Below are 14,007 nucleotides of genomic sequence, written 5' to 3'. Positions count from 1 at the left end.
GCGTGTACACAATGAAAAAAGGACCGGCCGAAGCCGATCCTTTGATCAAATTATCCGCTGTGATCAGGCCTCAAGCAACCCGTCATCATCTTCGTTCTTTTCGCCCTCGGGCATATCGAAATCCAGCCCATGTGCAGCGCGGATCTTGTCCTCAATCTCAAGCGCTGTGCGGTTGTGTTCCTTCAGGTAGGTCTTGGCATTTTCACGCCCCTGCCCGATCCGCTCGTCACCATAGCTGAACCAAGCGCCCGATTTCTCAACCACGCCAGCTTTGACCCCAAGGTCCAGAAGCTCACCCATTTTCGAGATGCCTTCACCATACATGATGTCAAACTCAACCTGTTTGAAGGGCGGCGCTACCTTGTTCTTCACAACCTTCACGCGGGTTGCGTTGCCAACCACTTCATCGCGATCTTTAATCGCGCCAATACGGCGGATATCCAGTCGAACCGAGCTGTAGAATTTCAGCGCGTTGCCGCCGGTGGTGGTTTCCGGGCTGCCAAACATCACACCGATTTTCATCCGGATTTGGTTGATGAAGATCACCATGCAGTTTGAACGTGCGATCGACGAGGTCAGCTTACGCATCGCTTGGCTCATCAAACGAGCCTGCACGCCGACATTGCTGTCGCCCATGTCGCCCTCGAGTTCAGATTTCGGCGTCAAAGCCGCAACCGAGTCGACCACGACCATGTTCACTGCGCCCGAACGCACCAGCGTATCCACAATTTCCAACGCCTGTTCACCCGTGTCGGGCTGCGAAATCAGAAGCTCATCCAGATCCACACCCAGCTTCCTCGCATAGAGCGGGTCCAGCGCGTGTTCGGCGTCAACAAATGCACAAACGCCGCCTTTCTTCTGTTCTTCCGCTACACAATGCAGCGTCAATGTCGTCTTACCCGAGCTTTCAGGACCGTAGATTTCAACAATCCGGCCTTTGGGCAGACCGCCAATACCAAGCGCGATGTCCAGCCCCAAGGACCCGGTGGACGTCGATTCAATTTCGGACACTGGATTATCCGCGCCAAGTTTCATGATCGAGCCCTTGCCGAACTGTCGCTCGATCTGGGCCAGAGCGCTATCAAGCGCCTTTTGCTTGTCGCTGTCTTTTTTCATCTCGAAAATATCCGCTGTTGCCATGTCTTGCCCTCACTTATTCCATACCCGCCTGCATGCGGCAATCAAAGGGTTGTTCTTGCCTTGTTCTTCACCACTGTATGAGTACATAATGAGAACATTTCAAGTAAAGTTTTCACTAAACTTGAATGTAGTGCGTATTGGTAACCAAGTTCTTAACGTAAGATGATAGGATTTTTTGAAGCTTTCAAACCTTCTATAATACCTTTTATTTCAATAACTAAAGAAACTCTGAACCATTGAAGTTATCCTTATCCAAGAATGGAATGATCAGAACATTTGCTCACTGACTGTCGCAGTCAGATCGGTCAACGAGAACGGTTTGGGTAAAAAAACCGAGTTTGGAATACGGGCTTGGTGGTCGGACACCGAATCCTCTGCATAGCCCGACATAAACACGACTTTCACGTCGGGGCGAACGTCCAGAGCCTTCGCCACCCATGTTGGGCCATCCATTCCGGGCATAATTACATCCGTAACGAACACGTCCACCTTCAGGGCTGTGTCTTCAAGCGTTTGCAGGGCTTCTTCAGCACAATCAGCTTCCAGAACCGTAAAGCCTCGCATCTTAAGGGCGCGCGATGCGAAGGCTCTGACCGGCGCTTCATCTTCGACCAAAAGAACCACACCGCCGGAAGTATTTTCCGCGCCGGAAACCACCGTAGGCACCATCTGGGATGTCGCGCCGATTGGTGCTTCGTCTATTGACTGTCCGGTCGATAGCTTTGGTTGTCCTTCTGCGTTTAGAGGTAACTCAATATCGCGACCCTTATACAGCTCAGGTGCTAAAGTCTCTGCCGGATTCCCCCCTTCAAACACTTCCATGGCATCATCGTCACGGCTGACAGGGAAGTAGAGCGTGAAAGTCGTTCCTCGATCGGGCAACGTATCCACAAAGATGTATCCGCCCATCTGTTTCACGATCCCATAGGCCATGGATAAGCCCAGCCCCGTGCCCTTGCCCGCTTTCTTGGTGGTGAAAAATGGTTCGAATATTTTAGAGAGTTTGTCCGCAGGAATACCTGTGCCCTGATCAATCACCCGGATGGTCACATAGTCACCAGCAGGTACACTGGCGCGATCGCGTTGAAGTGCGCTTTCCAGGATAACATTTCGCGTCTCGACACGAATGGTCCCGCCCTGGTCCATCGCATCGCGAGCGTTCACCACAAGGTTCATGATCACCTGATCCAGCTGGCGACGATCCGCGCGAATTGGCAAAAGCGCCGCGTCGTGGTCGAGCTGAAGATTGATCTTCTCTCCCACCAGCCGGTTCAAAAGATGTGTCAGATCGGATAGAGACTCCGTGAGCAAAAGCTTCTCGGGCCGCAATGTCTGTTTGCGTGAAAACGCCAGCAATTGCCGCACCAAAGCCGCCGCCCGATTGGAGTTTTGAATGATCTGTGAAAGATCTGAGTAGGCTGGATCTTTTTCATCCCGTCCCATCATCAGAAGATCGCAATGCCCGGAGATTGCAGTCAGCAAGTTGTTGAAATCATGCGCAACGCCACCGGCGAGCTGCCCAATCGCTTCCATCTTCTGGCTTTGGACAAACTGTGCTTCCAATGATTTCAGTTCGGTCGCGTCTTGAAGCACTGCCACCAGCGCCGTGCCATTTTCTTCCGTGATTTGCGCCAGTGAAATCTGGATGAAAACATCCTCATCCGACCTTGTGGCACGCACAATTTCGGACCGACCTAGGTGCCGCCCAGCATGTGCTTCGCGCAGCCATTCCGAAACGGAACGTCCCAGCCCCTCGACCTGATCAGCCATGAGCGACCCGATTGCCTTGTCATCCCCCAGCAAATCACGCGCGCGACGGTTGGCCATGGTGATACGCCCCCCGACATCAAGCTTCAGTAAGGGAACAGGAAGGCCGTCGATAAAGGCCCATTCTTCTGATGAAAGCTCTGGGGCCGCGTTTGGCGGCAGCAAATAGATCTCGCGTCGTCCGGCTGCAACCGGAACCTCGCAGATCAATGCCGGAACTGCCCCTTCCCGACCCGAAACCTGCATGATTGTGCCTGGCTGAATCGGAAGCTCTGTAAAAATTCGGTCAATTGTCGTTTCACGCCCGCCCAGAAGGTTTCGCGCGGCGTCGTTCATATAAAGAACAGTACCGGTTTTTGACACTTTCAACATCGGCAGATTGATGTGTTCGCCCGCGCGGCCTTGTACCCCGCGATCTGTTAGCTTCTCAAACCGCCACAGATACCCGCGATCTTCCACAAGATGCGCTGATATGCGCATGAGCCCTTGAGACGAGCTCACATCCTCGCTGGCTGAGCCTTTGGCTTGAGCGCGGGTCTGAAGGCGGTAAAGGACCGATGCGGGTGCCGCAAAATGATCCGCCAACTGTACCGACAGGACATCTCCATTTGGGCGCCCCATAAGCTGGCGCGCCGCGTCATTTTGATAGATCACGGCCCCGTCGGGGTCTGTCAGGCACACCGAGACCGAGTCATTTTCAACGACATTCGTGATAACACGCATCACCCGGTCGCGTTGCAGTCGCTGAAGCACAAAGACCAGCCGTACAATCACCGCCAGACAAACAAATGTAAGCCCAGTGACGATCAGACCAAGCCCGATTATCGGCATCACAACGAACCATGAAGCCCCGAGCATTACGGCCCCAATCAGAAGAAGCGCAAACGTTTTTGGGGCCAGACGATTTGCCGCGAGCGTAAAGGGGTGCGAGGTGAAGGCAGATGTCTGCACAGCGTTTCTTTCTTTGTAACGAGCTCTTTTCTGGAAGAAGAGAGTTAAGCTCTGATTAACAAAGAAATGTTAGCAACCTTAAGTTGTTATATTCAAGCGCTATCCGCGTTTTAGTTGGGAAAGATAGAACCCATCCCCACCGTCCAAAGGAGTGAATTGGCGTTCCGATATCAGATGGAAATCGTGGCTCTCACCCAAGAAACCCTGTACTTGATCCCCATTCTCACATTGCAAGACCGAACAGGTGGCATAGGCCAAGACACCCTCTTGCGTAAGGTAGGCCGGGATCTTGCGAAGGATGTCTTTCTGGGCAGATTGGATCTGCACAAGTTTCTCAGGGGTCAGCAGCCATTTACCATGCGGTGCGCGGCGCCAAGCTCCGCTTCCAGAACAGGGCGCATCAGCCAGCACCAGATCAAACGGGGGCAGTTTGTTGAGTTCGCTCTCACGCACACGTTTGATCGAGACTCCAGCACGTTCAGCACGGCTTGGAATGTCTTTCATACGGTCCCAAGAAAGGTCATGGGCGGTCACTTCTGCCCCCAAGGCAGCCATGGCCAAGGCCTTGCCGCCACCGCCCGCGCAGTAATCTAAAACCCGCATGCCGGGTTGAATGTCCAAAGCCTCAATAACCGCCTGAGACGCAGCATCCTGCATCTCCACATAGCCATTAAGAAAGGCGCGTGACACCTTGATTTTACGTGGATTTTCTAAAATATCCAGCGCCATCAAAGCGAGGTCACTTGGCCGCGAGACTATTCCGTCTTCGGCCAGCATATTTGCTGCATCTTCCCGGCTGGAGCGGGCCAGATTTACCCGAACGAACACAGGCGCGCGTTGACGCAGGCTGTCCAAAACCTTGTCGGCCTTTTGACCTAAGCTCTCGTCAAACAGGGGCAGCAACCAGTCTGGGCAATCCAGCCGCTGAGCGCGGTCCATATCATCAGTGGACGCAAGCTCATCTTGTGACAGCTGTGAGGGGGCGTGGCCTTCTGCCGTGAAAAGCTCGGACGGATCCCGACCCTGCCCGCGCAAAAGCCCGATCATTGTGGCGCGGCCATCCGTGCCACCCCCAAGCGCCTGAGACGACAGCAAACGCCGTACAGCATCAAACACATGATCGCGAATGGCCGCGCGATCTTTCGACCCAGCAAAGCGATGATTGCGCGCCCAACCTGTAAGCGCTTGTTCAACCGGAGTGCCCGACAAATAGCTGTCGAGCACTTCAATAGCCGCAGAAACGCGCGCGCCGGGCGTCATGGGTGGATCCCGATCCGCACGTTCTTAGCCAATCCGATAGTTCGGGCTTTCGCGCGTGATTTGCACGTCATGCACATGGCTTTCCTTTAGACCGGCGCCGGTGATTTTCACAAAGCTACAGTTCTTGCGCATCTCTTCAACCGTTGCACAACCGGTATAGCCCATTGCGGCGCGCAGACCGCCCACCAATTGGTGAATGACCGTGCCGGCGGGGCCTTTATAAGGCACCTGCCCTTCAATCCCTTCGGGCACGAGCTTGTCGCTTGCTGCGTCTTTTTGGAAATAGCGATCCGCCGAACCACGCGCCATAGCGCCCAAGCTGCCCATACCGCGATAGGCTTTGAACGAACGACCCTGATAGAGGATCACCTCGCCCGGGCTTTCATCTGTGCCTGCGATCATCGAGCCAACCATGGCACAGCTTGCGCCCGCCGCGATGGCTTTTGCGAAATCGCCTGAGAACTTGATGCCGCCATCTGCAATCACCGGAACATCACCCGCCGCTGCGGCACAATCGGAAATGGCGGTCAGCTGGGGAACACCCACACCCGCCACCATACGTGTGGTACAGATCGATCCGGGGCCGATGCCCACTTTCACCGCATCCGCACCAGCGTCAATCAATGCCCGCGTCGCCTCGCCCGTGGCCACGTTGCCGGCGATGACCTGAACACCGCTGTCCAGCGCTTTCACGCGTTTCACCGCATCAATCACACCTGCCGAATGGCCGTGCGCCGTGTCGATAATCACAATATCAACACCCGCATCAATCAACGCTTCCGACCGCGCAAAGCCGCTGTCTCCGACCGAGCTGGCCGCAGCGACGCGCAAACGCCCCAGATCGTCCTTGCAGGCGGTCGGGTTCAAAACGGCCTGTTCCGTGTCTTTCAAGGTCAAAAGCCCGGTCAGCTTTCCGTTCCCGTCGGTGACCAGAAGCTTTTCGATCCGGCGCGCTTTCATCAGGCTTTTCGCCTCTTCCAGCTCGGCCGGTTCTTGCAACATCGCCAGATTGTCCGAGGTCATCATGACGCTGACGGGTGTGTCATCCGAGGTCGCAAAGCGCATATCACGGTTGGTCACGATACCAACTACATGGCCCTTGCCATCCACCACCGGGAAACCGGTCACGCGGTAGCGTTCCTGCAGCTCTTTGGCATCCGCCAGCGTCTGATCGGCCGTCAGCGTGATAGGGTTATAGACGATGCCGCTTTCAAAGCGTTTCACCCGGCGCACTTGGCGGGCTTGCTCTTCCATATCGAGGTTTTTGTGAATGACCCCCATGCCGCCTGCTTGCGCCATGGCAATCGCCATCCGCGCTTCTGTAACCGTATCCATTGCAGAGCTCATCAACGGGATGTTCAGAGCAATAGAACGCGTCACACGCGTGGTTGTGTCAGCGGTGGACGGAAGCACATTGCTTGCGGCCGGCACCAGAAGGACGTCGTCAAAAGTGAGCGCCTCGCGAATCTCCATGGGCTGTCTCCTCGGGAGTGTTCGTTTGACACGTCCCTATCTCATGGGTTGGGGCATTTGGAAAGGGGGCAGATGCGTTTTCTGCAAGGAAGCCCGGATTCATGCGCGGATTTCTTCGCTCGTCGCCCTGCTGATCGGTTTCCCGGTTTGACAAAGCGTTGGCGCCGGGGCTCCTTTGAGTTGAGAACAAACACATAAGGACCGCGCCATGCAGCTTTCAACGCGCATTCAAAATATTCTGGACGGTGGGGATGACGGCTGGGGCGTGTTCTATAAAGCGCGCGCCATGAAGCACGCGGGCGTTGATGTGACCGAGCTGACCATTGGCGAACATGATATCCGTACGGATCCGTCCATTCTAGATGCAATGCACAAGGCAGCGCTGGGCGGGCATACAGGGTATGCAGACATTCCCGGCACACCTACATTGCGCGACGCCGTGGCCGCGCGGGTCGAAGCTAAAAGCGGTGTGCCGACAACCCGTAGCAATGTCCTGATCACGCCGGGCGGTCAGGCTGCGCTGTTTGCCGCCCATATGGCCGCCTGCGACGAAGGTGACACCGCACTGTTCATCGATCCGCATTACGCGACCTATCCCGGCACAGTTCGGGCGGTTGGTGCGAAAGCTGTTTCCGTGTCCGCGCGGTCGTCTGAAGGGTTTCAGCCAGACCTTGCGGCCTTAGGTCAGGCGGCGAAAACCGCTAAAAGTCTTCTTATCAACACACCGAACAACCCCACAGGCGTGATCTATTCCGACGCCAGCCTTCAGGGCATTGCCGAGATATGCCAGCATGAGGACCTCTGGTTGATCTCGGACGAGGTATATGACAGTCAGGTTTGGGCAGGCGCACATCAAAGCCCGCGCGCCCTGCCCGGTATGGCCGAGCGCACCTTGGTGGTTGGGTCTATGTCCAAAAGCCACGCCATGACAGGCAGTCGGTTGGGATGGATTGTCGGACCGGAAGCTGCAATCGCTCATCTGGCAACGCTTGCCATTAACACCAATTATGGTGTGGCTGGCTTCATCCAAGACGCCGCACTGTTTGCACTGAAACAAGGTGCTGGATTTGAAGCAAAGATTGCTGAACCCTTTCGACGCCGACGCGATGCAGCCACCACGCTTTTCCGAGGGCAAGAAGCGGCATTACTTATTCCGTCTGGCGGCGCGATGTATCTGATGGTCGACATTCGCGCGACCGGACTGTCGGGCGAGGAATTTGCCCTTCGACTTCTGGATGAAGAACACATCGCAGTGATGCCCGGTGAAAGCTTTGGCCGTGCAGCAGCCGGGCATATCCGCATCGCAATGACAATCGAAGACGATAAATTCCAGGAAGCGGTCGAGCGGCTGATCCGCTTTGCTGGTGAGTTGGCTCTTGAAGGAGAACACGCATGACAGATCGAAATCGCGGCACCCAATTCCGCGCCCTGCACCAAAAAGGCAACCCCTTCATTCTGGCCAACGCTTGGGACATCGGAAGCGCAAAGATGCTCGCCGCCTTAGGGGCCGAGGCCATTGCCACCTCATCAGCAGCGCATGCGTTTACTCTGGGTCGGCCAGACATGGGGCATGTGACACGCGATGAAGCGCTGGCCCATGCTCAGGATTTAGTGGCGGCTGTAAACGTCCCAGTCTCGGGCGACTTTGAAAACGGTTTTGGGGATACGCCTGAGACCTGTGCGGAAACCGTACGACTGGCATATGAAGCCGGACTTGCCGGTATCTCGATCGAGGATACGGCGCTGCCTGCCGCAACCCCATATGAGCGCGATCTGGCGATCGAGCGGATCCGCGCAGCAAGCGCTGCAGCCCGCGCCCTGCCCGGAGATTTTGTACTGGTCGCCCGTGCAGATGGGGTAATGAACGGACAGTATGACTTGGCCGAAGCCATGGCCCGCCTGAAAGGCTACGAGGCATCTGGGGCAGATTGTCTGTACATTCCCCTGCCCGGCACACTTCAGGACCAAGCGGCGATCTGCGCGTCAACCGACTTGCCCGTGAACGCCTTGGCCGCAGGTCCGTTCACCGCGCACAGCCGCGCGGATTTCGCAAAAGCAGGTGTTGCAAGGATTTCGCTGGGGTCCGCCTTGGCACGAGCCACACATAAGGTGATTTTTGACGCCGCGCAGGACATGTTTGATGAAGGCGACTTCAACCGGCTTGGGCATGGCATCTCTGGCGACACAGTGGATGGACTTTTGTCGGACTAGGTGCGGCGCGTGACATCCTCGTCATAGATCCAATCATAGCGCTGCATCAGCAGCTGCGGTGCAAACCGCCCGGCAAGGCGCAAGGACGCATGGCCAGCTTTGCGCAACAATGGATTGCTGTAGTGATAGTTCCGTGCGTTTTTATGTGCCTCGGCTACAATCCTTTCAGTGCGAGGTTTTCGTAAAGCCTGATAGGCCGTTGGACCGCGCTCAATCCCGTGGCGACCTAGGCAATCTGCCAGCACCCATGCATCCTCAAGCGCCATCACGGCCCCTTGCGCCATGAAAGGCAACGTAGGATGGGCCGCATCGCCGAGCAAAACCGCCTGCCCTTGATGCCAATTGGCAGCCACGGGATGCAGAAATAGCCCCCAAAGATGCGCGATCTCGACCCGCTCCAAAAGTGCAAGCGCATCGTCACAGAAGCCGGAAAACGCTGACAGCAGATTTGCGGGGTCATCCTTGTGAAACCAGCCTTCATCAGCCCAGTCAGTTCGCTCTTCGACAGCGACGATATTGACGACACTTCCGCCACGCAGCGGATAGGTCACCATATGGCGCCCGGGGCCCATAAAGATCGTGGCCTCTGCCTGTTCGCGCCCGGTCGCGGGCACCAAAGCGCGCCATGCCACCTGCCCCGTGAATTTCGGCGTGGCTGGCCCGTTCAGCGCAGGCCGCATGACCGAATGCAATCCGTCTGCGCCAATGACAAAACCCATGTTTTCAGGGGCTTTCCCCTGCAGAGTAACCGTCGTGCCATCCTGGCCGGGCTGAACGGCCTCAATACGCTGCCCGCAACGGATGGTTGCACCTGTCTGAAGCGCGGCATCAAACAGCAATCTTTGAAGGTCCGCGCGATGATACAGCAAAAAGGTGTCGTCTGATTTCAGCATGCGAAAGTCCAGATCAAGCACGCCGTGGCCTGACACCCCGTCCCGCAGCCAGACACCTCGGCTTTGCGTGGCATCGGCGCGCGCTTTGTCGCCCAGCCCCAGAGCATCCAGCACCCTGACACCATTGGGACTGACCTGCAGACCGGCTCCGACCTCGGTGATTTCGGGGGCTTGCTCAAGGACCGTGACCGTTGCACCGCACTGGGCCAAGGCCGCAGCCGCAGCCAACCCGCCTATTCCAGCGCCCAGAATGGTGATCGGCTGATCTGTGATCATGCTTTCCCTCTGTCCCTGTTCAGGTCCATGTCGCAGGCGGTCACCCTGTGCGCACCTCACCAAAGCAGAAAGGCGGCAGAGAGCCCGCCGCCTTTGTGACATGGTTTTTCAATTCGCGTAACGTGACAAATTGCGCCGCTATCGGGACAAATTGTCATGCCCCGACCAACGATCAATCGTCGCGATGAACCTTTTCGCGGCGCTCGTGACGCTCTTGCGCCTCAAGGCTCAGCGTGGCGATCGGACGTGCATCCAGACGTTTCAGCGAAATTGGATCACCTGTTTCCGAGCAATAACCATACTCGCCTTCTTCGATACGACGCAAAGCCTGATCAATTTTGCCAACCAGCTTGCGCGAACGATCACGCGTGCGCAGTTCTAGTGCACGATCGGTCTCCTCGGACGCACGATCTGCAATATCGGGGATATTGCGCGTGTTGCCCTGCAGACCTTCGATTGTGTGACGGCTTTCATCAAGCAGTTCGGCCTTCCAAGCTTCAAGCTTGCGGCGGAAATACTCCATCTGCCGGTCATTCATAAATGGTTCGTCTTCGGCTGGCCGATAATCGTCGGGCAGGAAAGTTTCGGCTTTCATACCAACTCCCTCTTCTTCCGGGCTGTGGTCCCTGTCGAACCTTCTCGCCAGTGGACACCCGCTACTTATGGCGCCCGTTTACACCCGCTAACAGGGAATGTCACGTATGAAAAACCCAACCATGGCGTGCTTACCTATCTCTTAGGTTAAGCTACTGATAGCGCATGACATCTTTCACGTAACCTATGCGCGTTTTTGTCGGTGAACTGGTCACGCCTCTTGATTTCCGTGAACAATCGCAGCGTCAGAAAGCTCTGGCCTTGCCAAAATGCGACGTGACGGTTACCTCACCCCAATCGCACGAACCTGATGTGAGGGATGAGAATGACCAATCGTTTTGACGGAACCGACAGCTATGTCGCCACCGATGATCTGAAAGTCGCAGTGAACGCGGCGGTCACTCTGGAACGTCCCCTTCTGGTAAAAGGCGAACCCGGCACAGGTAAAACCGAGCTTGCGTTGCAGGTTGCCAGCGCCTTGGGGGCCAAGATGATCGAATGGAACATCAAGTCCACCACCAAGGCTCAGCAAGGGCTTTACGAATACGATGCCGTAAGCCGGTTGCGTGACAGCCAGCTTGGCGATGAGCGCGTGCATGATGTGAAAAACTACATCAAACGCGGCAAGCTTTGGGACGCATTCGAGGCGGATGAACGTATTGTTCTGTTGATCGACGAGATCGACAAAGCGGATATTGAGTTCCCGAACGACTTGCTGCAAGAGCTCGATAAGATGGAATTCCATGTCTACGAGACTGGCGAGACCATTCGCGCAAAACACCGCCCGATCATCATCATCACATCGAACAATGAAAAAGAGCTGCCGGACGCCTTCTTGCGCCGCTGCTTCTTTCACTACATTCGCTTCCCTGATGCCGAGACGATGGCTAAAATCGTCGAGGTGCATCACCCGGGGATCAAACCCCGCCTTCTGACCGAAGCGCTGACCCAGTTCTATGAAATCCGCGAGCAAACCGGCTTGAAGAAGAAACCCTCCACGTCAGAGGTTCTGGACTGGTTGAAATTGTTGCTGGCCGAAGACATTGATCCAGCTGAGTTGAAACGCGACGGGGCCAATGCATTGCCGACACTGCACGGTGCATTGCTGAAAAACGAGCAAGACGTTCACCTGTTCGAACGGCTGGCCTTTATGGCGCGCAGCGGGCGTTAAGCCGCGTCGCAGGCCCACAAGCTCGTCGCCTTCAACGTCATCCGGTCAATCACAAGCGATTCGCAGTTTAAGCCCCATTGGCAGGCTGCTGGCCTAGTATGTGTTGAACACCACCCTACAACATATTGACCCATTTCACTTTTTTCGGACGCTCACCGCCAGAATTGGATGGTTTGTCTTGGTCCAACCGCACCGCTGCAGTAGGATCAAAGCTTGCCTGGGGGGGCATGAAAACGGTGTGTTTGTATTGTTATGGGAGACAATGCCTACATTTCCGTTCGAACGCTGATATCGCGCGGCGATCCGGCGCTGTGTGACCCGTGGGACGGTTGCAAAGCTGGTTTGTTGCTGGAAATTGGGTCTGGGGTACATGAAACCACCCCTGCCGAAGCTCAGGATATCACTTCGAACGAGTACGAGCTTGTGCGGGTTCCGCCCGGACAGGATCGCAGGCCTGCGCGTCATGTGCGGCCTGACCTTGGATCTACAATCAGACCGAGGTTCAATTTGTACGCATTCACTAAAACGCTCTCTTCAACACAACGCGCCTGCAGAACACCGCCTTCAGGTGCGGGACTGCATTGTTGTGGAAGGAGCCGGCTATGCGGTCCCAGTTCAGTGTATCATTGATCACCCTTGCCCTTCTAGGGCTGTCGGGCTGCGTTGCTCCGATGTCAAAGGACAAAGGTTTTGATCCGCAGCAGGCCGTTCAGCGTGGCTCGGGCGGTGGTGCGGTTGTTGCGCAAACCATCAGGCTGCCAAGTCAGCTGCCCCCAATGAAGGCTTTTTCTCAGACCAGAACAAGCGCACCCGTCCGCGCCAACAGCTTGATTATGGGGGATTTTCTGGACCTGAGCTTTGAACTAGAAAGCGGGCGCACCCTGCCCGTCCTATCCCGCTTTGAAACGCCCATTACCGTTGCCGTCAAAGGCCAGGCTCCGCAACATATGCAGGCGGATTTGGAACACCTGTTGGGACGTTTGCGCCGCGAAGCTGGGATCAACATCAAGCGCGGAAGGGCCAGTGCGTCAGGCCTCATCACGATCGAGATGATCCCGAAACGCAAACTGCAAAAGCATGTTCCGCATGCAGCCTGTTTTGTCGCACCCAATGTCTCGGGCTGGGGCGAATACCTTCGCGCACGTGGTACCGCCCAAACCGATTGGACCAAACTGCGCCAACGCACCAAAATGTCGGTCTTCTTGCCTTCGGATGTCAGTCCGCAGGAAATGCGGGACTGTCTACATGAAGAGATCGCACAGGCGATTGGCCCGGTGAACGATCTCTATCGGCTGGAAAACAGCGTCTTTAACGATGACAATTTCCACACGGTCCTGACGGGATTCGATATGCTGATCCTACGCGCATACTACGCGCCTGAACTTCAGTCGGGCATGTCCCGGGCCGAGGTTGCGCAACGCCTTCCAGCCGTGCTTGAGCGGATCAATCCAGCCGGAGGAACTGGTTCACCGCGCATCACGCCAGGCTCTCCCACTGCATGGAAACAGGCGATTGTTGATGCATTGGGGCGGCATAAGCCAAAGCAAAGCCGCCAAGCCGCCGCACAGCGCGCTGTATCGATTGCACGTCAGCGCGGGTGGCAAGACACACGCCTTGCATTCAGCCTGTTTGCTCAAGGCCGTCTGAGCATGCAAACGGATAGCCAAGCCGCCTTTGCCGCCTTCCGCGAGGCCGAGGCGATATACTTGTCCCGCAGCGGGACCGAGCTTCATGCCGCACATATGGGCGTTCAGCTTTCTGCCTATGCGCTTTCTGCTGGCCATGCCGATCAGGCAGTGGAAACCATCAACCGCCACCTACCAGCTGTAAAACAGGCGCAGAACGCCGCTCTTTTGGCGACGTTGCTGATGATCAAAGCCGAAGCCTTGGAACATATGGGAAGAATTGACGAAGCACAGCGCGTACGGCTCGACAGTCTTGGCTGGGCACGGTATGGCTTCGGATCGAACGCCCAGGTTGGAGCGCGGCTTCAGGAAATCGCAGCCATCGCACCAGGTTAGGCAGGATAAACGGGCCATATCTGCATGGCCCCCTTAGCCGAGGATGCGAAGATGGTCGTTATTGTTGCATTGGTTTTGGGTGCTGTTTTCGGCGTGCTACGCGCGAAGAAACGGGGCGGCAATCGGTTGGACATGGCGCAATATGGCGCGGTCTACGGCATTGGCCTTGCGCTGATTGTGATATTCCTTGTGATTATTGGCGAACGCAATCTTGGACCGGCTTTGAATGCTGTTCCGGGCGATTACTAAG

The 14,007-nt window shown here is 56.1% G+C and carries 11 protein-coding genes; 5 read left to right on the top strand and 6 right to left on the bottom strand.

What is annotated here, in order from left to right; all coding sequences use genetic code 11:
• Positions 1-63 precede the first annotated feature (63 nt).
• The 4 genes from recA to guaB all read right to left on the bottom strand — a co-directional run bounded on the left by recA (position 64) and on the right by guaB (position 6,591).
• A complete protein-coding gene (gene recA / locus MWU55_RS14060; RefSeq protein ID WP_281501866.1) occupies positions 64-1,140 on the bottom strand; it encodes a recombinase RecA in 1,077 nt (358 codons plus the stop codon).
• Between the two features lie 267 nt (positions 1,141-1,407).
• Positions 1,408-3,765, bottom strand: coding sequence for an ATP-binding protein (locus MWU55_RS14055; RefSeq protein ID WP_246937926.1), 2,358 nt, complete (start codon positions 3,763-3,765; stop codon positions 1,408-1,410).
• Positions 3,766-3,957: 192 nt separating this feature from the next.
• The gene (locus MWU55_RS14050; protein ID WP_246937067.1) at positions 3,958-5,118 is read right to left on the bottom strand and encodes an RsmB/NOP family class I SAM-dependent RNA methyltransferase; all 1,161 of its coding nucleotides are present in this window, start codon (positions 5,116-5,118) and stop codon (positions 3,958-3,960) included.
• Positions 5,119-5,142: 24 nt separating this feature from the next.
• Positions 5,143-6,591, bottom strand: a complete 1,449-nt coding sequence (gene guaB / locus MWU55_RS14045; RefSeq protein ID WP_246937065.1) for an IMP dehydrogenase — start codon at positions 6,589-6,591, stop codon at positions 5,143-5,145.
• A gap of 208 nt (positions 6,592-6,799) precedes the next feature.
• Here guaB and MWU55_RS14040 point away from each other — a divergent pair, with 208 nt between their 5' ends.
• Both MWU55_RS14040 and MWU55_RS14035 read left to right on the top strand, forming a co-directional pair.
• On the top strand, positions 6,800-7,987 hold the full coding sequence (locus MWU55_RS14040) for an aminotransferase class I/II-fold pyridoxal phosphate-dependent enzyme (RefSeq protein ID WP_246937063.1): 1,188 nt from the start codon (positions 6,800-6,802) through the stop codon (positions 7,985-7,987).
• The gene (locus tag MWU55_RS14035) at positions 7,984-8,802 is read left to right on the top strand and encodes an isocitrate lyase/phosphoenolpyruvate mutase family protein (RefSeq protein WP_246937061.1); all 819 of its coding nucleotides are present in this window, start codon (positions 7,984-7,986) and stop codon (positions 8,800-8,802) included. Before MWU55_RS14040 ends, MWU55_RS14035 begins: the two co-directional genes overlap by 4 nt.
• Here the strand turns inward: MWU55_RS14035 and MWU55_RS14030 are convergent.
• Together MWU55_RS14030 and dksA are read right to left on the bottom strand one after the other, a co-directional pair.
• Positions 8,799-9,971 (bottom strand): FAD-dependent monooxygenase, encoded by a 1,173-nt coding sequence (locus MWU55_RS14030; RefSeq protein WP_246937059.1) that lies wholly within the window; start codon positions 9,969-9,971, stop codon positions 8,799-8,801. The genes MWU55_RS14035 and MWU55_RS14030 overlap by 4 nt on opposite strands.
• A gap of 172 nt (positions 9,972-10,143) precedes the next feature.
• Positions 10,144-10,566 carry an RNA polymerase-binding protein DksA gene (gene dksA, locus MWU55_RS14025; RefSeq protein WP_246937057.1) on the bottom strand — a complete coding sequence of 141 codons (423 nt, stop codon included), beginning with the start codon at positions 10,564-10,566 and terminating at the stop codon, positions 10,144-10,146.
• A 324-nt stretch (positions 10,567-10,890) separates the two neighbouring features.
• Between dksA and MWU55_RS14020 the strand changes: the two genes are divergently transcribed.
• The 3 genes from MWU55_RS14020 to MWU55_RS14010 all read left to right on the top strand — a co-directional run bounded on the left by MWU55_RS14020 (position 10,891) and on the right by MWU55_RS14010 (position 14,006).
• Entirely contained in the window at positions 10,891-11,736 is an 846-nt protein-coding gene (locus MWU55_RS14020) for a MoxR family ATPase (protein WP_246937055.1), read from the top strand.
• 602 nt (positions 11,737-12,338) lie between these two features.
• Entirely contained in the window at positions 12,339-13,757 is a 1,419-nt protein-coding gene (locus tag MWU55_RS14015; protein WP_246937053.1) for a DUF2927 domain-containing protein, read from the top strand.
• Positions 13,758-13,808: 51 nt separating this feature from the next.
• On the top strand, positions 13,809-14,006 hold the full coding sequence (locus MWU55_RS14010; RefSeq protein ID WP_246937051.1) for a hypothetical protein: 198 nt from the start codon (positions 13,809-13,811) through the stop codon (positions 14,004-14,006).
• Position 14,007 lies beyond the last annotated feature (1 nt).

It is taken from the genome of Aliiroseovarius sp. F20344 (assembly GCF_023016155.1).
In the GTDB taxonomy this organism is placed as follows: Bacteria; Pseudomonadota; Alphaproteobacteria; order Rhodobacterales; family Rhodobacteraceae; genus Aliiroseovarius.
Note: the sequence above shows the minus strand (reverse complement) of the source record. Positions and strands in the feature narration are given on the sequence as shown.